The organism is Ruthenibacterium sp. (assembly GCF_017421385.1).
GTDB classification, from domain to species: Bacteria; Bacillota; Clostridia; order Oscillospirales; family Ruminococcaceae; genus Ruthenibacterium; species Ruthenibacterium lactatiformans.
Genome location: NZ_JAFOIN010000029.1, coordinates 1 through 18605, shown reverse-complemented (window position 1 = coordinate 18605; position 18605 = coordinate 1). Strand labels below are relative to the sequence as shown.

The following is an 18605-nucleotide window of genomic DNA, read 5'->3' as shown; positions in this document are numbered from 1 at the left end:
TAGTCGAACTCGGCGGCCTGGCCGATGATGATGGGGCCGCTGCCGATGACGAGCACCTTTTTGATAGACGGGTCCTTTGGCATTTCAGCAGCCTCCTTTCATCATGGCGACAAAATCGTCGAACAGGTATTCGGTGTCCCTGGGGCCGCCGCAGGCCTCCGGGTGGAACTGCACCGTAAAGCAGGGGATGTTTTTATAGCGGATGCCCTCGGTGGTACCGTCGTTGGCGTTTACATGGCTCACCTCGGCCACGGCGGGGTCCACGGTACCGGCCACAACGGCATAGCCGTGGTTCTGGCTGGTTATGAACGTGCGGTCCTTGGCAAAATCCGTCACCGGCTGGTTCACACCGCGGTGGCCGTATTTCAGCTTTTCCGTTTTTGCGCCCGTGGCAAGAGCCATGAGCTGGTGGCCCAGACAGATGCCGAAAACAGGCCGGCCCAGCGCCGCGATCTCCTTCAGGTTTTCAATGATCTTCACATTTTCGGCCGGGTCGCCCGGGCCGTTGGAGAGCATCACGCCGTCCACCTCCAGCGCCGCAAGCTCGGCCGCGGTGGTGCGTCCGGGCACCAGCGTCACCTTGCAGCCGCGTTTTACAAGATTGCGCAGGATGTTGCGTTTATAGCCGAAATCGAACAGCGCAACATGGTACTTTCCGTTTTCGTTAAATGTTTCCATACATTTTGTAGTAACGCTGTCCACCGCGTCCTTCACCGTATAGGCTTTGATCTTTTCCATCAAAGCGGCGTCGGCGCGCACGGCGTCCGCGCTCTTATATTCGGTGGTGAGCGCGCCGTTCATCACGCCGCTCTCGCGGATGATGCGCGTCAGGCGGCGGGTGTCCACGCCCGCGATGCCGATGATCCCCTGCTCCTTCAAAAATTCGTCCAGCGTTTTTTGGCAGCGGAAATTGGACGGCGTGCCGCACAACTCCCGCACGATGTAGCCGAAGGCCCAAATGCGCGCGGATTCGGCATCCTCGCCGTTCACGCCGTAGTTCCCCACCAGCGGATAGGTCTGTGTGATGATCTGGCCGTAATAGCTGGGGTCGGTAAGGGTTTCCTCGTAGCCGACCATGCCCGTGTTGAACACGACCTCGCCCACACTGGTACCGGCTGCGCCGAAGGCCCGGCCTTCGAACACCATGCCGTTCGCCAGCAGCAAATATGCTTTCATATGCGCTCCCCCTTTTTTCAAGCTCTGCGCGCTCACAGCGTCTGCCTGGCCTGTTCTTTCATTTTACGGCTGCCCAGATGCACCAGCGGCAGCTTGCCCTCTTTGCAGATGGGGCATTCCTCCGGCGCATAGTTGGGGAGGTCCAGCTTGGCGGCGCTGGCCAGGATGGGAATGGGCGAGGGCGCGTCCGCTTTGGTGCGGTCCACCACGCACACGATGCCCAGGCATTCGCCGCCGGCCTCTTCGATGACGCGCTTCGTCTCCAGAGAAGACACGCCCGTGGTCACCACATCCTCGGCGATGATGCACTTTTCGCCCGGCCGGATGGAAAAGCGCTTGAGCGTCATCACATTGTCCACACGCTCGGTGAAGATAGCGCGTTTGCCCGTCTGGCGGGCCAGCTCGTAGGCGTAAACGATGCCGCCCATGGCCGGACCGACGATGACGTCCACGTCCAGTTCCCGCAGCTTTTCGGCCACGGGCTTCATGGCCGCGGCGCATTTTTCGGGGTACTGCTGCAGATACGCCATCTGGCAGTAGGCCGAGGAATGGCGGCCGGAGGACAGCAGGAAGTGGCCCTCCAGAAACGCGTCGCAGGACTTCAATATTTCAAGCACATCGTTCATGTGGATTCTCCTTTTTATTCCAATCAGATCTGTGTATTTTCGGCTTAGACCTGCGCGCAGCCGCGGATTTCCGCAAGGGAGCGCACACCGTGGCCCTGCATCCAGGCGGCGATGCCGTCGGTGATCTTTTCGCAGGCGCGCGGGTCGCTGAAATTGGCGGTGCCCACCTGCACGGCCGCCGCGCCGGCCATGATGAACTCCAGCGCGTCCCCGGCTGTGGCAATGCCGCCCAGCCCCACCACGGGCACCTGCACGGCCCTGCACACCTGATACACCATGCGCAGGGCGATGGGGCGGATGGCCGGGCCGGACAGCCCTGCAAACACATTGTTGAATACAGGGCGGCGTTTTTCCAGGTCAATGGCCATGGCCTGGAACGTGTTGACGAGGGAAAGCCCGTCCGCGCCCGCCGCCTCGCAGGCAAGGGCCATTTCGGTGATGTTCTCCGCGTTGGGAGAGAGCTTCACGATAAGGGGCTTTTTCGTGCAGGCCCGCACGCGGGACACTACTTCCCGCGCGCTTTCCGCTTTCACGCCATAGGCGATTCCGCCCGCCTTCACGTTGGGGCAGCTGATGTTCAGTTCGATGAAGTCCACATTCGTTTCATCCAGCAGCCGCGCGCCCTCCTCGTAAGTCTCGATGGTGCTGCCGCCCAGATTCGCCAACACCGCGGGGCCAAGCTTTTTCATGCCGGGCAGCTCATACTCAATGAAATGCCGCACGCCGGGATTCTGCAGACCGATGGAGTTGATGAGCCCGGCAGGTGTCTCCCACAGACGCTCGCCCTCGTTTCCGTACTTGCCCTCCAGCGTCAGCCCCTTGCCGGAGATACCGCCCAGCTTTTTCATGTCCACGATGCCCGCGTACTCGCCGCCGAAGCCAAAAGTACCGGACGCGGCGATGACCGGGCTGCACAGCGTTTTGCCGCACAGGGTAACGTCAGTCAAGCTCATACAGCACGCTCCCTTCAAACACCGGCCCATCCTTGCAGACAGAAACGCCGCCGTTTTTGCTCTTGCAGGTGCAGCCCAGACACGCGCCCACGCCGCAGGCCATCTTGGCCTCCCTGCTCACATATACGCGCACGCCCGCACGCAGACACATTTTGGCCACCTTTTCCATCATGATCTCCGGCCCGCAGGTACACACGGCGGTGTACTTCGCAGGGTCCAGCAGGTCCGTCACAAAGCCATGGTGGCCGTGGCGGCCGGAATCCGTGGCGATGTGTACCGAACGGCACGCAGCGCTGAACGCGTCAACACGGTACGGCTCGTCCCGAAAGCCCGCGTAAAGGTCCACGTCCACGCCCTGCGCGGCAAGCTCTGCCGCAAGCTGCAGCAGCGGCGCGGTGCCGATGCCGCCGCCCACCAGCGCGACGGCGCCGCCCAACGTGCCGTCCACGGGAAACCCACGGCCCGAGGGGCCCGTCAGCGCAACGGTGTCCCCGGGCCGCAGCGCGGCCAACTTCTGCGTGCCCGTACCACGGACCTCATATAAAAAGGAAATCTCTTTTTTCTCTCTGTCAAAACGATGCACACTGATGGGGCGCGAAAGCAGCGGCGCTTCCTCCGCTTTCCAGGCGCGCAGCATGTAAAACTGGCCGCACGCGGGCGCGGGGGTGGTTTCGTCCCAGCGGGCCGTCAGCAGCATCACGTTTTCGCCCGCCGCACCGTTTGCCAGGACGGCGGCGTTATAATTTGCTGCAGGCATCCGCAATGGCCTCCTTCATATGCACACATTCGTTGTACGCGGCTTCGGCATAAGCCGTTCCGGGCTGTTTTTTATAGGCCAGCAGCACGCTGCGGCTGGAGTTCACCACACCGCCGTTGCCCTGCGCCAGATACTGCGCGATGTCCTCGGCCGTGCCGCCCTGCGCGCCGTAGCCCGGGATGAGGAAAAAGCTGTCCCTGTATTTGGCGCGGATCTCTTTCGCCTCTTCGATGTGTGTGCCGCCGATGACGAGCCCCAGCGAGGAATAGCCGTGCGCGCCCATGTAGTCCTTGCCCATTGCGCTGAGCTTGTCGCCCACCAGGTCATAAACATGGCGGCCGTCGGCCAGCTTTTCGTATTCATAATCTTTCGCGCCGGGGTTGGAGGTGCGGCACAGCACGAACACGCCCTTGCCCTTTTCCGTCATGTATTTCGTGTACGGCGTGATGGAATCCAGCCCCATATAGGGCGCCAGCGTAACGAAGTCCGCCTCGAACTCGCCGTCCAGATGGGCCTTGGCATACATCTCGGCCGTTTTGGCAATGTCGCCGCGCTTGATGTCCGCGATGGCCACAAGGCCCTCCCGGCGCAGGTATTCCAGCGTGGATTTATAGGCCAGCATGCCGTCCAGGCCCAGCGCCTCGTAATAGGCGATCTGCACCTTGAAGCAGCCCGCCACGCTCCGCGTGGCTTCGATGATATCCCGGTTGAAGCGGAAGATGTTCTCGCCCTTGGAGAGAGTCTTGTCCACACACTCCGCGGGGATGTAGGAAAAATCGGTGTCCAGCCCCACGCAAACGGGGCTTTTTTCGGCCACGGCCTCATACAAACGGTCTACTTGCAGCATAACGTCCTCCTGTTGTGTGTTTATCCTATTGCTTCCATTGTCCCATAGGTGACGCGGCCCGCCTTCACGGTGCACGCCACGCGGCCGTACAGCGAAAGGCCGTCGTATGGGGTGTTTTTGCTCTTGCCCGCAAAATCCTCCCGGCGCACGGTGTAAGGCTCGCCCAGCTCCACCAGCACCACGTCGCCGTCGTATCCTTCGGCAATCAGCCCCTTGTTCAGGCCCAGTATCTCAGCCGGGCCGCGGCTCATCAAACGGCTCAGGTCTGCCAGCGGCATCCCGTATTCCCGGCACAATTTGGTGTAGCAGACGCTGAACGCTGTCTCCAGCCCCACCATGCCCGGCGCGCCGCCGCGCTTATCCTCCTCGGTGTGCGGGGCATGGTCGGTCGCGATGGCTTCCACCTCGCCCCGCAGCATGGCCGCGATGAGCGCTTCCACATCCTCTTTTGCCCGAATGGGCGGGTTCACGCGGAAATCGCTGTCCCAAAACCAGATGTGGTGGGGCGTCACCTCGCAGGTGACGCGCACACCCCGGGCCTTGGCGGCAAGGATATCGGCCAGCGCCTCTTTGGTGGAAACGTGGCACATGTGCAGCCGTGCGCCCGTAGACTGGGCCAGATACAGGTTGCGGGCCGTCTCCAGGTTTTCCGCCAGACGGTAATCCAGCGCGGAAAGGTCCATATCCTCGGCGTGGCTCATCACCGTCAGGCCTTTTTCGGCGGCGATCCGCATGGCCTCATACATTACTCTGCTCTCGCGCACGCCTTTGCCGTCCTCGCTGATGAAGCGGATGTTCCGCGGCAGCGCCCGCAGATGGCCGGTGGTCTTGCCGTCGAAGTCTTTCGTGATGGATACACACTGGTTCACGTCGCACAGGCCGATGCGCCTGGCGTCGTCCATGATGCTCTGGGCAATGGCCGCGGAAGAACACACAGGCCTTGTGTTCGCCATGCAGTTGACGAACGTGTAACCGCCCCGGGCAGCCGCCCGGCTGCCGGAGTCGATATCCTCCTTATACTCAAAGCCCGGCGTGCGGAAGTGGCAGTGCAGGTCAATGAAAGCAGGCAGCAGCGTGCGGCCGCCTGCGTCCAGCACCGTATCCCCGCCGGCGGAAAGGCCCTCGCCCACGGCCGTGATGACGCCGTTTTCAATGCGCACATCGCCCGGACGCGCACCGTCCGCATCCGTGAGCACGGCATTGCAAATCAGCATAAGCCATTCTCCTTTCTGTTCCTCAAATACAGCAAAACGGCAAAAAAAAACTTTTCCCAAAACGGGAAAAGTTTAAAAAGCCGGGAATAGAACGGCGGGAAAAGAAAACAAAGCGCCATGCACGATGCGAAAACCCACGTTCAGCCCCGGCATGCATGCGTTCCCCCGTTCCCAATCATTTCTATTTATTCTATCATTCTGTAAAGAGATTGTCAATTGAACGGGTATGCAGAAGATAGCGCCCTGTAACGGGGTTTTTCTGTGTGTAATCCACAAACACCACCTGCCGCGTGCCGTACAAAAGCGCCACGCCGCGCCGCACGCCGGGCAGGGGCGCAGTGGCAGGGTTTTGTGCCAGCCGCTTCACCGCGCGGCCCAGCAAAGCGTCCGTTACATGCAGGCATTGCGGCAAACGCCCTGTGGAATTTGTGGCAAGGCGGTCGCGCACCATCGCGTCCCGCAGGCAGGCTTTGTCTATGCCCGGCAGCGCCGCGCACCAGTTGTACAAAAAAGCGGTGTAATCATCCAGCGGAATATTCGCCGTGCCGTGCCGCGCGCCTGCCGCGCCCAAACGGCAGTAAAAAACGAACGGGGAAAGCCCTGCCGCCGCCATCGCGTAAGCCGCCGTTTCCAAAAAACGCCCGCTGTTGTAGCAGCGCTCCAGCGCGTCTTCGGCGGCGCGCAGCACGTCCAGCTCCTCCGGCAAAAGCCAGGGCGTTTTCTGTACTTCATACGGCGGGTCTTCCGAAAAAACACAGGGGAATTCCTCCGGCTCCTCCCGCATGGCCGCGCCGTGCAGCAGCTTCAGAAAACCAAGCTGCAGCATCTGTGCGCCCAGCGCATAGCCGGTGTTGAAGCTTTCACCGAATGTCCGCAGATCCTCATGGGGCAGGCCCGCGATCAGGTCGATGTGCACGTGCATATTCCCCATTGCAACCAAACGCCGGATGTTCTGCTTTAAAACGCCCGTATCTGTTTTGCGCCGCACGGCGGCCAGCGTTTTTTCGCAAAACGACTGCATGCCGATCTCCAGCTGAAACGCGCCCGGCGGCGCCTGCTCCAGCAGCGCGAAGGTCTCTTCCCGCAGGATATCGCCCGCAAGCTCGAAATGAAAGCACACGCCCGCCGGAATGTCCCGCCCGTAATGCTTCAGGATAAACGCCAAAATGGCATTTGCGTGGGCGGGGTTTGCATTGAATGTCCGATCGATGAATTTCACGGTGTGCGCGCCGGAGCGCGCCAGCGTCAGGATGTTCCGTTTTGCCTGCTCCAGCGGGAACCAGCGGGGCTTGCCGCACCGCCCAGAAAGGCAGAACGCGCAGGCATACGGGCAGCCCCGGCTGGTCTCCAGATACGCAATGCGCCCACGCAGGTTCTCCAGATACGCCGGCGCATACGGGCTGGGCGGCGCGCCCTCCTCCACGCAGGGCGCGGAGAGAAAGCCCCGGGCGCACAGCCCCGGGATGGGCGGCGCTTCCTCCTCCGGCTTCCGCCCGGCGGCCAGCGACGCCAACAGCATGGGCACGCTGCGTTCGCCCTCGCCGGAGAGGATATAATCCACCTGCGGATTTTCCGCCAAAACCTCCCCCGCGTTGTAGCTCACCTCCGGGCCGCCCAGAACTACATATGCGCCCGGCCGCGCAGCCTTTACAGCGGCGGCAAGACGCAGCGTTTCCCGAATGTTCCACAAATAGCACGAAAACAGCACCGCATCCGGCTCCCCGTCCAAAATGCGGGCCAGCACGTCCCGCTCCGGCTCATTGACGGTGCCCTCCCGCACCTCGGCACAAACACCCGCAGGGCCTGCGGCCTCCACACCCGCCAGCAGGCACCAGGGCGCCAGCGACGAATGAATGTATTTCGCATTGAGTGCAAACAGCACCGCCTTCATCGGCCGCGCCCCCCTCTTTCGCCGTTTTTACGCTTGCAAATAAAAAACGCCGCGTCACGGGCGCGTTGACACAGAAAACATCGGTTTTCTTGCGTCAGCACGCCTAAAGCGGCGTTTTGCTTTCCCGCAGAACATGGAACATGCGCACGAGCAGCAGCAGGAACAGGGCTGCCAGCAGCCCAAACACGACGCCGGAAAAATCGATCACCACATCCCGCACGTCGCTGCCGCGCCCATCCGCAAATATCTGGATCCCCTCGTCCAGCACGCCTGCCAGCAGGCCGAAAAACAGAGGCCACGAAATATGCGAGAGGATGCGCCGGGTATACACCCGCAGGGACAGCATCAGCCAGAAGCCCAGCAGCGCGTATTCGCTGAAATGGCCCAGCTTGCGCACCAGACGCTCGGAAAAGCGCCAGCCGACCCCCACGCGGGCCAGCCCTCCGTTGAGCCATTCGGTGACGGCGGCGCTGCGCAGGCCCGAGGCCGTGCCGCTCTGCATGGAATTGGAAAAAATAAATACGACAGTGCCCGCCGCAAACAGCGTGAACAGCACCCGCAGCGCGATCAGGCGTGCCGGCGTGCGCTCTCTGTCCGTCAGGCGTCCGTTTGTGTGGTTTTGCTGCATCATAGATAACCCTTTCCGGGCAAACACCTTTGCGGGGCTGTCAAAGAAGCTGCACACCGGCTGCGGCGCACGCGGCGCGCGTTTCACCGTCCCACAGCGACACCTGCACCTCGCCAACGTGGGCTTTGCCCAACAGCAGCATGCACAGGCGGCTTTGGCCGATGCCGCCGCCGATGGTCAGCGGCAGCTCATCCGTTAACAGCATTTTGTGGAATGGCAGCGCCGCGCGTTCCCTGCATCCCGCGATGCTGAGCTGGCGTGCCAGCGCGTCCGCGTCTACGCGGATGCCCATGCTGGACAGCTCCAGCGCACAGCCCAGGGTTTCGTTCCAGAACAGCAGGTCGCCGTTCAGCGTCCAGTCGTCATAGTCCGGCGCGCGGCCGTCGTGAGGCCTGCCGGAACGCAGCGCCCCGCCGATGCCGATGATGAACACCGTGCCGTGCGCCTTTGCAAAAGCATTTTCCCTTTCCTTTGGTGTGAGCGCGGGCCATTGGTCCTCCAGCTCCTGCGCGGTGGCAAACGCCGTTTCCCGGCACAGCCGCACGCGCTCCAGCGCGGGGAACTGCCATTTCAGCTCATCCAGCGTGCCGCACACCGCATCCACGATCTTCTGCACAGTCTGCTTCAGATATTCGGTGGTTCGCTCCTCCCGGGTGATGACCTTTTCCCAGTCCCACTGGTCCACATAAATGGAGTGAAGGTTGTCCATCTCCTCGTCCCGGCGGATGGCGTTCATGTCTGTGACCAAACCGTTGCCCACATGGAAATCATACTGAGCCAGAGCCATGCGCTTCCACTTCGCCAGCGAATGCACCACCTCGGCGTTTGCCCCCAGCGCGGGCACGTCGAAGGTGACGGGGCGCTCTACGCCGTTCAAATCATCGTTCAGGCCCGTGGCCGGGTCCACGAACAGCGGCGCCGTCACGCGCTTCAGATGCAGCGCGCCGCACAGCTTTTCCAGGAAGATCTGCTTGATAAGGCCGATGGCCTTCTGTGTGTCATAAAGCCCCAGCGCCGGCCTGTACCCGGCGGGAATGACGGTTTTCGGCATGATAGAACTCTCCCCCGCGCTCAAATTCATACGGTCCGTTCCGTATTTAATGTATTATAGCACGGGCGGGGGTGTGGTTCAAGCCGCCGGACGGCTTGCCACAGCCGTGCCCGCGTGTTACCATAAGGAAAGAACGCGCCGGCCCTGTCCCGGGCCGCGCAAAAAAAGGAGCGTGCCGTTATGGCGGAGCACCGCATTTTCAAAGCCCGTTTTTCCGATATCTACCCGCTCTACGTACAGAAGGCGTTGCGCAAGGGCCGCACGCAGGATGAAGTAGACGCCGTCATTCTCTGGCTGACGGGCTACACGCCCGGCGGCCTTGCCCGGCAGCTTGCGCAGCGAACGGATATGGCGTCCTTTTTCGGGCAGGCGCCGCGGTTCAACCCAGCCGGCGCAGAGATCAAAGGCGTGGTGTGCGGCGTGCGGGTGGAGGACATTGAAGACCCTTTGATGCAAAAGATCCGTTATCTGGATAAGCTCATCGACGAACTGGCCAAGGGCAGGCCCATGGAAAAAATACTGCGCGGCACAAAGGGCGGTGGGGAGCAATGCTGAATTTCGCGATCCTTTCGGCGGGAAACATTGCCGGGCGCATGGCGCGCACGCTGGACAGTCTGCGGGAGGAGGTGCAGCCTTACGCCATTGCGGCCCGGGACAGCGCGCGGGCCCAAGCCCTGGCCGGGCGGTACGGCTTTGCAAAAAGTTTTGCCGGATATGAGGCGCTGCTGGCCGACCCGGCCGTGGACGTCGTTTACATCGGCAGCATCCATCCTCTGCACGCACAGCACATCCGCGCGGCGCTGCTTGCGGGCAAACATGTGCTGTGCGAAAAGCCCCTGACGCTGAACGCGGCCCAGGCGCAAAGCCTGTTTGCCCTGGCGCGGGAGCGCGGCCTGCTGCTGGCGGAAGCCATGTGGACGCGTACGCTGCCTTTTGCGCAGGCTCTGCGCAAAACGCTGGCGGACGGGCGGCTGGGCGCGCCGCGCCTGGTGACGGCTGTGCTGGGTGAGGCCATGGCGGATATCCCCCGCATCGCGCAGCCCGCGCTGGGCGGCGGCGCGCTGCTGGACATAGGCGTTTACGCGCTTACGCTGGCATGCCTGGCACTGGAGGGAGACGTGGAGCGGGTTGGGGGCGTGTGCGTTCAAAACGGGCTGGGCGCGGACATTGAGGAGAGTATTTCTCTGCGTTTTTCCGGCGGAGCGTGCGCCTCGCTGGCCGTGAGCGCCCGGTGTGCGGCGCCCCACCGCGCCGCCGTTTGCTGCGGCGGAGGACGCATAGAGATCGACGGCCCGCTTTGGAGCCCCGCGGCCATGACGGTGTATGGCGGAACGGGAACGGACGCGCCGCGGGAAACCATCCGCTTTGACAACACAGGCACGGGCTTTGAGCCGGAGGTGCGGGCCGTGGCGGCGGCGCTGGCGGCCGGCCGCACCGAATGCCCGGCCCTGCCCGCTGCCGAAACGCTGCGCGTGCTGCGCGCGGCGGACGCGCTGCGGGCGCTGTGGGGCGTGCGGTATCCCGGCGAAGCGTGAGGCATAGCCGGCTCTTTCCGGCTTTTCTTTTTTAAAATAATTGTAAAGCCGGGCGCGCGCTCCCTTGGCAGGACGGCGTCCGGCGTGCTACAATGAAAGCAACAACAACAAAGGGGGCTTCTCCCGATGAAGCTGAATTACAAACGCACCTTTTTCGTGGGCCTTGCATTCATGTCCATCTGCGCGTTCTGGCAGGTGTACGACAACGTCATCCCCCTGATCCTGAAAGACACGTTCCATGTGCGCGACAGCTACATCGGCATCGTGATGGCCATGGACAACGTGCTGGCGCTGTTCATGCTGCCGCTGTTCGGCAAGCTGAGCGACAAGACCCGCACGAAAATCGGCCGCCGTATGCCGTACATACTGGGCGGCACCATCCTGGCGCTTCTGTGCCTCGCCATCATGCCCGCAGCACAGAAGCAGAACAACGCCCTGCTGTTCTTCATCGGCCTGGGGCTGGTGCTCATTGCCATGGCCACCTACCGCAGCCCCGCCGTGGCCCTGATGCCGGACGTCACACCCAAGCCCCTGCGCAGCCAGGGCAACGCCGTCATCAACCTGATGGGCGCCGTGGGCGGCATGCTGATGCTGCTGACGATGATGATCTTTCCCGTCACCGGGGATACGCCCCGCTATTCCGCCGTATTCCTTGTGCTGGGGCTGGTGATGGCCGTCTGTGTGGCCGTGCTGTTCTGGCAGATCAGGGAACCGGCCTGCGTGGCTGAACGCGAGGCCGCCGACAGGGCCGCCGGCTCTTCCGACGAGGACGAAGGCGTAACGGACGCGGGCGGCAAAATGCCGCGGCCCATGTTCCGCAGCCTGCTGTTCATCCTGGCCAGCGTGTTCTTCTGGTTCTTCGGCTACAACGCCGTCACCTCGGCTTTCAGCCGTTACGCCGAACAGGAGCTGCAGGGCAACTTTGCCCTGGTGCTGATGATCTGCACCGTCGCGGCCATCGTCTCGTATATGCCCGTGGGCATGATCGCCCAGCGCATCGGCCGCAAGCGCACGATCCTCATCGGCGTAGTGATGCTGGGCACAGCGTTCTTCGCGGGTATCTTTTTCCACAGCGTCTCTCCGCTGCTGTACATCTTTTTCGCGCTGGCCGGCATGGGCTGGGCGTTCATCAATGTAAACAGCTACCCCATGGTGGTGGAGCTGAGCAAGGGCTCGGACGTGGGCAAGTACACAGGCTATTATTACACTGTGTCCATGACGGCGCAGATTTTCACGCCCATCCTCTCCAATATTCTGATGGAGCATGTGGGCTATCGCACGCTGTTTCCCTATGCCGCCTTCTTCGTGTTCGCCAGCTTTGTCACGATGCTGTTCGTGCGGCACGGTGATGCGAGGCCAGTTGCCAAAAAGGGGCTGGAAGCGCTGGACGTGGACGACTGAGCGTGTTTTTCCCTGCTCCAATGCAAAACGGCCGCCGGAAAGGCCTTTCCGGCGGCCGTTTTTTGCGGCTTTTTTGAAAAACCTCTTTCCTCGGAGAAAAAAATCGGCTATGATAGAGTGCGGTATGCGGCGCAGAGCCGCAAAGCGACGGGAGGATGCAGCGATGAGAGCGGGAAACGACCTTGGCAGCGGAAGGATCGGCGTGCTGGTAGGACGTATCGCGCTGCCCAGCATGCTGGCGCAGTTCATCTCTGTGCTTTACAGCATCGTGGACCGCATTTTCATCGGCCAGATCCCCGGCGAGGGCGCGCTGGCGCTGGCAGGCGCCGGCGTATGCGGCCCGGTGGTGACGATGGTCGGCTCGGTGGCGTTTCTTGTGGGCGTTGGCGGCGCGCCGCTGCTCAGCATCAAGCGCGGCGAGGGCGACGACGATGCTGCGCGGGGCATTCTGGCCAACTGCTTTTTGATGCTGTGCGTGTTCTCGGTGGCGCTGCCCGCCGCCATCCTGCCCTTTCGTGAGCCGATGCTGCGGCTGTTCGGCGCAAGCGACGCCACCTACCCGTATGCGGAGGCCTATTTCACCCTTTACCTGCTGGGTACGCCCTTTGCGCTGCTGGCCTCCGGCCTGAACCAGTTCATCGTATGCCAGGGCTTCGCGGCCGACGGCATGAAATCCGTGGTGCTGGGCGCGGTGCTCAACATCGTGCTGGACCCTGTGTTCATCTTCGCCTTCGGCCTCGGCGTACGCGGCGCGGCCATCGCCACGGTGCTCTCCCAGCTCGCAAGCTGCGTTTATGCGGTGCGCTTTCTGCTGGGCAAAAAGCCCCCCATCCGCATCACACGGGGCGGATATTCCGCGGCCGTCATGAGGCGTGTGCTGACGCTGGGCTTTTCGCCGTTCATCATCATCGCGCTGGACAACGTGATGATCATTGCCATGAACGCCGTGCTTCAGCACTACGGCGGCGCGGCGCGGGGCGACGCTCTGGTGACCTGCGCCACCATCGCCCAAAGTTTCATGCTCGTTGTGACGATGCCGCTGGGAGGCATCACCGGGGGCACGCAGTCTATTTTAAGCTATAACTACGGCGCGTACCGCACCGAGCGCGTACGGCAGGCGCAGAAGTACATTTTCGGGCTGGGGCTGGTGTTCACGGCTGTGATGACGCTGGCCGCGCGGCTGGCCGGGCCGTTGTTCGTGCGGCTGTTCACCACCGACGAAGCGCTGGCGGCCCAGGCGTTCGACACCATCAAGGTATGCACGCTGGCGCTGCTTCCCCTGGGCCTGCAATACGAGGTAGTGGACGGCTTCACGGCACTGGGCCTTGCGAAGCTGGCGCTGCCGCTTTCGCTGTGGCGCAAGGCCGTCTACTTCGCGGCGGTGTTCGCGCTGCCCGCGTTTTTCGGCGCGGACGCGGTGTTCTACGCCGAGCCCATCTCCGATGTGCTTGGGCCGCTGGCCTCCGTCGCCGTGTACTGCGTGTGCATCCGGGGCGTACTGGCCCGGCGCGCGGCGCTGGCGCCGCAGAAGCTTCCCAACTGAAACCGCAAAAACCATGGCCGCAGCGTCTGCTGCAGCCACGGTCAGCTTGTCGAAAAAGCTGCGCTTTTGCGCCAAGCCGCCTGCGAACAGGGCCTGCGGCCCCGTTCGCCGCGCACGGCGGCCTTCGGCGGCCGCTCCGCTCTGCACGCCTCGGCACTGGCCCTGCGGGGCGCCGCGGGGTTATTTTAGGGCAACACCGCACAATTCTAAGTTTCGAATCGCGCCGGCAGATTTTTTGGCAGGTTAAACAAGAATGCTCGCGAATACTTTGTGTATTCGCGAGCATTTTTGTGACAGTTGCCGGAAAATCTGCAAGCGAGGCGACGCTTAAGGCTTCAGCCGTGAATTGTGCGGTGTTGCCTTGGATGAAAAAGGGGTTCCCCACTCCTTTTTGGCGGCATTCGCCGCGTGGCTTGCACTTTGCTGCGCAAAGATGCATGGCTTTGCCACCGCCAGCTTTTTCCCCGGACGCTTCTTTTACTTCCTTATTTATGGAGGCTTTCTTCCGGCTCTGTTCGCCGGGCGGGTTCAATCTCCTTCCGGCACCCTGCGCACACGCTCGTAAAACTCCTGCTGCAGAGAGGGCAGCACCTTATCTTCCTTAATGGCGCGCAAACGGTCGGCCAGATCCAGCACGCGAGCCTCTATCATACGTTCGCCCTTTTCCTTTGTCGCGTGGGATGGGCTTTCTGTTACATGGAGGGGATATTTCGCATACCACCACAGGCCCGAATGTACCCCAGGCACCTGCTGCGTCAGGTCCATGCGCGGGAGTATCGGTTCCTCATAGACCTGCTGCTCCAGCTTTACAACGCCCTCCGGCGTGATGGCCATGATCTGGCTGGTCTCTTCTTCACCTGCATGGCCGTACTTCGTCTCCCACATATCGGCCAGAGCCAGCTGTCGTTTGCCTGCGCCGCGCAGAATATACAACGTGTAGTCCACCTCCCGGTCCAGCTGCGTCATGGCAAAGTAGTCCAGAAAATGGCTGTTTCCGCCGTGGCCGCTGAAAATCACGATTTTTTTAAAGCCGTTGCGGGCGATCTGGTCCAACAGCACTTCCAGCATCTCGTACAGCAGCCGGGGGGGAAAGTTGACGGAGCCCGCAAAGCATGACGCCTCGTGCCCTTGGCCGAACCAATAAGTGGGGAACACCACACACGGCTCCAGTTCCGCCGCGCGGCAGGCAATAGCGTGTACCGAGAGGCCGTCGGTGCCATACGGCAGGTGTTCGCCGTGGCGCTCCAGTATCCCCAGCGGCAGAATACAAATCTGCTCCTCTTTAACAAGCTTTTTGAATTCGGGCGGAGTCAAATATTCCCAACGTACCTGCATGATATCCAGTCCTCCTTTTATTTTTGGGGCATTCCGAAGAACGCCCGCTTTATCCCCTCCATTATATTCGTCCCCAGCGGCATCCAAACGGCTTTTTGTTCAAAAATGTCGGCAAATATCCCAAATCCATACCGAAATACACGCAACGCTGCACAAAAAGCGCAGCCCGTCCTTCCCCTTTGAGGGGTGGACAGGCCGCGCTTTTTCTTTTTGGGCAGTCATTGCCGCATCCATCCGCCTTACCCAAACAGCCCCAGCTTCTGCTTGAGCGTCAGAACGCGGCGCACGGCTTCATCAACTCGTGTCTCAGGCACCACTCCCTGCTCCACCGCCGCCAATACCGCCGGGATCTGTACCTCAAAATCCGTACAGCACAACAGGTCGTTGCCCGCAAGCACAGCCTGCACCGCCGCGCCCTCCACGTCCACAAAGTCCCGGATGCCGTCCATGTAAAGGTCGTCGGTGACGGTCACGCCCGTAAAGCCCAGTTCTTCCCGCAAAATTTCATGGACACGGGGTGAAAGCGAGGCGGGATATGCGCTGTCCATGCAGCTGACGATGTTGTGGGAAACAAGGACAATGTCTGCTCCTGCTTCGATTCCGGCCCTGAAAGGCAGAAAGTCCGACGCTGCAAAGCTGTCATAGGGGCGGTCGTCTACGGCAATGCCCGTGTGCGTGTCGGCGTTATTGCCGTAGCCGGGAAAGTGTTTCAGCACGCTTCCCATGCCGCGCTCACCCATCGTCTCCACCACGGTGCGCACATACTGCGCCGTCTCTGCCGCGTTCCGGCCAAAGCTCCTTTTGTAGATGAAATCCTCCGGGTCCGTGCTTACGTCGCACACCGGCGCAAAATTCACGTTGACACCGAGTTCTTCAAGAAACGCGCATTTTTCCAGCGCATCTTCCCGCACCGCGTCAAAGCCGCCCGCCTGGTACAGCTCCTGCGGCGAAGCAAAGGGCGTGTCGCGGAAAGCCGGATATCCGCTGATACGGTTGACGGTCCCGCCCTCTTCATCCACACCCACCAGCATCGGCAGCGCGGCGGCAGCCTGACAGGCCCGGACCATTTCCGCCGCCTGCACGGGTGTTTTTTCCTCAAAATTTTCCCGGAACAGGATATAGCCGCCCAAATGGTATTCCGCAGCCTTCTCCGCCGCGCCCTGTTCCGGGCAGCGGACGATGAACATCTGGCCCACCTTTTCCGCAAGCGTCATTTTTGCAAGGACCGTATCCACCGTGTCTCCCTCCCGGAACAGCGGCTCCTGCCGCCCGGTATCCTCCGCTCCGCCGTCCGGCGCGCCGGAAGCGCCCTGCATGGACGCGCTGCCCGGCTGTGCCATCGTTCGCCCCACATACCACAGTACGCCGCCGCCCGCTGCCGCGCACAGCGTGATCAGCAGCAGCGCAACGCAGCAGCCCGCGGCAAAGCCGCCCTTTTTCCGCCGGTTCACAGGCCGCCCTCCTTTTGCCCGCGGTAAGCTTTCCCGCCGGGCCTTTTGATTCGCCCATTATAGCAGTTCCGCACTGAAAAATCCAGTGCGGAGAAAGTTTTTCGTCCGGGCCCCGGCACGCAAAAAAGCAGGCCGGGCAAAATGTCCGGCCTGCGGATGCGTCTTTTGCGCTTACACCAACGCCAGCGCGCCGTCCTTCACGTCCACCGTGATGGTATCTCCGGGCGCCGGATCGTTTTGGATGATATCCCGCGCCACCAGCGTCTCCACCTTCTGCTGAATGTAACGCTTCAGCGGGCGGGCGCCGTACACCGGGTCGTACCCGCCGTCCACGATCATCTGCTTCGCGGCGTCCGTGACCGTCAGCCTGAGCTGCTTGGCAGCCAGACGCTGCACCAGGCTTTCCAGCATCAGGTCCACCACGCCTGCGATCTCCGTCTTGGAAAGCGGCTTGTAATAGACGATCTCGTCCAGACGGTTCAGGAACTCGGGGCGGAAGGACGTTTTCAGCAGAGCGTCCACCTGGGCACGGGCCTCGGGGCTGATCTCTCCGTTTTCGATGCCGTCCAAGATATAGTTGGAGCCCAGATTCGACGTCAGGATGATGATGGTATTTTTAAAGTCCACCGTCCGGCCTTGACTGTCCGTAATACGTCCATCATCCAATACTTGCAGTAATACATTGAACACATCCGGATGGGCTTTTTCGATTTCATCGAACAGCACCACGCTGTACGGCTTGCGGCGCACAGCCTCGGTGAGCTGGCCGCCTTCCTCATAACCCACATATCCCGGAGGCGCGCCGATCAGGCGGCTGACGGAATATTTCTCCATATATTCGCTCATGTCGATGCGCACGATGTTCTTTTCGTCATCGAACAGCGCTTCCGCCAGTGCTTTGGCAAGCTCCGTTTTGCCCACGCCCGTCGGGCCCAGGAACAAAAAGCTGCCAATGGGGCGGTTTTCGTCCGCGATGCCGGCGCGGCTGCGCAGGATGGCCTCCGTCACGCGCTGTACGGCTTCGTCCTGGCCGATGACCCGCTTGTGCAGGATGCCGTCCAGATGCAGCAGCTTTTCGCGCTCCCCTTCCATGAGCTTCGCCACGGGGATGCCTGTCCAGCGGCCCACGATGCGGGCGATCTCCTCCTCCGTCACACGGTCGTGCAGCAGAGTGGAATCCTTTTCCGCCGCCGCCGCGCGGGCCTCCTCCTGCTCCAGCTCCTTTTGCAGCGCGGGCAGACGGCCGTATTTCAGCTCGGCAGCGCGGTTCAGGTCATATTCACGCTCGGCCCTGGCGATCTCGCCGTTTACCTGCTCGATCTCCTCGCGCAGGTGCTGCACCTTGCCGATGGCCGATTTCTCGTTCTCCCAGCGGGCGCTCATGGCGCTGAATTCCTCGCGCATGGCGGCCAGCTCTTTTTGAATGTCCGCAAGGCGCTCGGCGGAAAGCTTGTCGGTCTCCTTTTTCAGGGCCGCCTCCTCGATCTCGTGCTGCATGATCTTCCGGCGCAGGTCATCCATCTCCGCCGGGGCGGAATCCATTTCCGTGCGGATCATGGCGCAGGCTTCATCCACCAGGTCGATGGCTTTATCCGGCAGAAAGCGGTCAGTAATATACCGGCCCGAGAGCACTGCCGCTGCGATGAGCGCGTTGTCCTGGATCTTCACGCCGTGAAACACCTCGTACCGCTCTTTCAGGCCGCGCAGAATGGAGATGGTGTCCTCTACCGTGGGTTCATCCACCATCACCGGCTGGAACCGGCGCTCCAGCGCCGCGTCCTTTTCAATGTACTGCCGGTACTCGTTCAGCGTCGTGGCGCCGATGCAGTGCAGCTCGCCCCGCGCCAGCATGGGCTTGAGGATATTGCCCGCGTCCATGGCGCCGTCCGTTTTGCCCGCGCCCACAATGGTGTGCAGCTCGTCGATAAACAGGATGATCTGTCCCTCGCTCTTTTTCACTTCCTGCAGAACGCTCTTGAGGCGTTCTTCAAACTCGCCGCGGTATTTTGCGCCGGCCACCAGCGCGCCCATGTCAAGGCTGAACACCTTGCGGTCCTTCAGGTTTTCGGGTACGTCGCCGCGCACGATACGCAGGGCCAGGCCCTCGGCGATGGCTGTTTTGCCCACGCCCGGCTCGCCGATGAGCACAGGGTTGTTTTTTTGTCTTGCGCGAAAGGATACGAATGACGTTGCGGAT

The 18605-nt window shown here is 61.8% G+C and carries 16 protein-coding genes and 1 pseudogene; 4 read left to right on the top strand and 13 right to left on the bottom strand.

The window, feature by feature from the left end:
- From IIY41_RS14130 to asnA, 10 genes are all read right to left on the bottom strand, one after another.
- A partial coding sequence (locus IIY41_RS14130) for a carbamoyl phosphate synthase preATP-grasp domain-containing protein (RefSeq protein ID WP_502709816.1) occupies nucleotides 1-83 on the bottom strand: 83 nt, incomplete at its 3' end.
- Between the two features lies 1 nt (nucleotide 84).
- Complete coding sequence (locus IIY41_RS03385; RefSeq protein WP_009321883.1) at nucleotides 85-1176, bottom strand: carbamoyl phosphate synthase small subunit; 1092 nt, start codon at nucleotides 1174-1176, stop codon at nucleotides 85-87.
- Between the two features lie 32 nt (nucleotides 1177-1208).
- Nucleotides 1209-1802 carry an orotate phosphoribosyltransferase gene (gene pyrE, locus IIY41_RS03380; RefSeq protein WP_050004587.1) on the bottom strand — a complete coding sequence of 198 codons (594 nt, stop codon included), beginning with the start codon at nucleotides 1800-1802 and terminating at the stop codon, nucleotides 1209-1211.
- A 44-nt stretch (nucleotides 1803-1846) separates the two neighbouring features.
- A complete protein-coding gene (locus IIY41_RS03375) occupies nucleotides 1847-2755 on the bottom strand; it encodes a dihydroorotate dehydrogenase (protein ID WP_082670719.1) in 909 nt (302 codons plus the stop codon).
- A complete protein-coding gene (locus IIY41_RS03370) occupies nucleotides 2742-3512 on the bottom strand; it encodes a dihydroorotate dehydrogenase electron transfer subunit (RefSeq protein WP_009321880.1) in 771 nt (256 codons plus the stop codon). The genes IIY41_RS03375 and IIY41_RS03370 overlap by 14 nt, the downstream gene beginning before the upstream one ends.
- Nucleotides 3493-4356: an orotidine-5'-phosphate decarboxylase gene (gene pyrF / locus IIY41_RS03365; protein ID WP_173022139.1), complete on the bottom strand. Its 864-nt coding sequence runs from the start codon at nucleotides 4354-4356 to the stop codon at nucleotides 3493-3495. Before pyrF ends, IIY41_RS03370 begins: the two co-directional genes overlap by 20 nt.
- Nucleotides 4357-4379: 23 nt before the next feature.
- Nucleotides 4380-5573 (bottom strand): dihydroorotase, encoded by a 1194-nt coding sequence (locus IIY41_RS03360; RefSeq protein ID WP_117460780.1) that lies wholly within the window; start codon nucleotides 5571-5573, stop codon nucleotides 4380-4382.
- A 193-nt stretch (nucleotides 5574-5766) separates the two neighbouring features.
- A complete protein-coding gene (locus IIY41_RS03355) occupies nucleotides 5767-7464 on the bottom strand; it encodes a B12-binding domain-containing radical SAM protein (RefSeq protein WP_050004591.1) in 1698 nt (565 codons plus the stop codon).
- 103 nt (nucleotides 7465-7567) lie between these two features.
- Nucleotides 7568-8095, bottom strand: a complete 528-nt coding sequence (locus IIY41_RS03350) for a VanZ family protein (RefSeq protein ID WP_270847891.1) — start codon at nucleotides 8093-8095, stop codon at nucleotides 7568-7570.
- 37 nt (nucleotides 8096-8132) lie between these two features.
- A complete protein-coding gene (asnA, locus tag IIY41_RS03345; RefSeq protein ID WP_040909712.1) occupies nucleotides 8133-9143 on the bottom strand; it encodes an aspartate--ammonia ligase in 1011 nt (336 codons plus the stop codon).
- A gap of 180 nt (nucleotides 9144-9323) precedes the next feature.
- On the opposite strand from asnA, the gene IIY41_RS03340 reads away from it, so the two are divergent.
- From IIY41_RS03340 to IIY41_RS03325, 4 genes are all read left to right on the top strand, one after another.
- Nucleotides 9324-9698, top strand: a complete 375-nt coding sequence (locus IIY41_RS03340) for a DUF2200 domain-containing protein (RefSeq protein WP_050004593.1) — start codon at nucleotides 9324-9326, stop codon at nucleotides 9696-9698.
- Nucleotides 9692-10678 carry a Gfo/Idh/MocA family protein gene (locus IIY41_RS03335; RefSeq protein WP_050004594.1) on the top strand — a complete coding sequence of 329 codons (987 nt, stop codon included), beginning with the start codon at nucleotides 9692-9694 and terminating at the stop codon, nucleotides 10676-10678. The genes IIY41_RS03340 and IIY41_RS03335 overlap by 7 nt, the downstream gene beginning before the upstream one ends.
- 126 nt (nucleotides 10679-10804) lie before the next feature.
- Nucleotides 10805-12079, top strand: a complete 1275-nt coding sequence (locus IIY41_RS03330; RefSeq protein ID WP_055080053.1) for an MFS transporter — start codon at nucleotides 10805-10807, stop codon at nucleotides 12077-12079.
- 163 nt (nucleotides 12080-12242) lie between these two features.
- Nucleotides 12243-13622 (top strand): MATE family efflux transporter, encoded by a 1380-nt coding sequence (locus IIY41_RS03325; RefSeq protein ID WP_055080054.1) that lies wholly within the window; start codon nucleotides 12243-12245, stop codon nucleotides 13620-13622.
- 528 nt (nucleotides 13623-14150) lie between these two features.
- On the opposite strand, the gene IIY41_RS03320 is transcribed toward IIY41_RS03325, so the two are convergent.
- The 3 genes and pseudogenes from IIY41_RS03320 to IIY41_RS03310 form a co-directional block, all read right to left on the bottom strand.
- Nucleotides 14151-14957: a creatininase family protein gene (locus IIY41_RS03320; protein ID WP_050004596.1), complete on the bottom strand. Its 807-nt coding sequence runs from the start codon at nucleotides 14955-14957 to the stop codon at nucleotides 14151-14153.
- 239 nt (nucleotides 14958-15196) lie between these two features.
- Nucleotides 15197-16408, bottom strand: a complete 1212-nt coding sequence (locus IIY41_RS03315; RefSeq protein ID WP_287399672.1) for a glycoside hydrolase family 3 protein — start codon at nucleotides 16406-16408, stop codon at nucleotides 15197-15199.
- Between the two features lie 171 nt (nucleotides 16409-16579).
- Nucleotides 16580-18605 (bottom strand): annotated as a pseudogene (locus IIY41_RS03310) (ATP-dependent Clp protease ATP-binding subunit); the annotation flags it as partial.

Coding starts and splice junctions, on each gene's coding strand:
- IIY41_RS03385 (WP_009321883.1), bottom strand. CDS start 1,176: ATGAAAGCATATTTGCTGCTGGCGAACGGCATGGTGTTCGAAGGCCGG.
- pyrE (WP_050004587.1), bottom strand. CDS start 1,802: ATGAACGATGTGCTTGAAATATTGAAGTCCTGCGACGCGTTTCTGGAG.
- IIY41_RS03330 (WP_055080053.1), top strand. CDS start 10,805: ATGAAGCTGAATTACAAACGCACCTTTTTCGTGGGCCTTGCATTCATG.
- IIY41_RS03340 (WP_050004593.1), top strand. CDS start 9,324: ATGGCGGAGCACCGCATTTTCAAAGCCCGTTTTTCCGATATCTACCCG.
- IIY41_RS03355 (WP_050004591.1), bottom strand. CDS start 7,464: ATGAAGGCGGTGCTGTTTGCACTCAATGCGAAATACATTCATTCGTCG.
- IIY41_RS03325 (WP_055080054.1), top strand. CDS start 12,243: ATGAGAGCGGGAAACGACCTTGGCAGCGGAAGGATCGGCGTGCTGGTA.
- IIY41_RS03350 (WP_270847891.1), bottom strand. CDS start 8,095: ATGATGCAGCAAAACCACACAAACGGACGCCTGACGGACAGAGAGCGC.
- IIY41_RS03375 (WP_082670719.1), bottom strand. CDS start 2,755: ATGAGCTTGACTGACGTTACCCTGTGCGGCAAAACGCTGTGCAGCCCG.
- IIY41_RS03360 (WP_117460780.1), bottom strand. CDS start 5,573: ATGCTGATTTGCAATGCCGTGCTCACGGATGCGGACGGTGCGCGTCCG.
- asnA (WP_040909712.1), bottom strand. CDS start 9,143: ATGCCGAAAACCGTCATTCCCGCCGGGTACAGGCCGGCGCTGGGGCTT.
- IIY41_RS03370 (WP_009321880.1), bottom strand. CDS start 3,512: ATGCCTGCAGCAAATTATAACGCCGCCGTCCTGGCAAACGGTGCGGCG.
- IIY41_RS03335 (WP_050004594.1), top strand. CDS start 9,692: ATGCTGAATTTCGCGATCCTTTCGGCGGGAAACATTGCCGGGCGCATG.
- IIY41_RS03320 (WP_050004596.1), bottom strand. CDS start 14,957: ATGCAGGTACGTTGGGAATATTTGACTCCGCCCGAATTCAAAAAGCTT.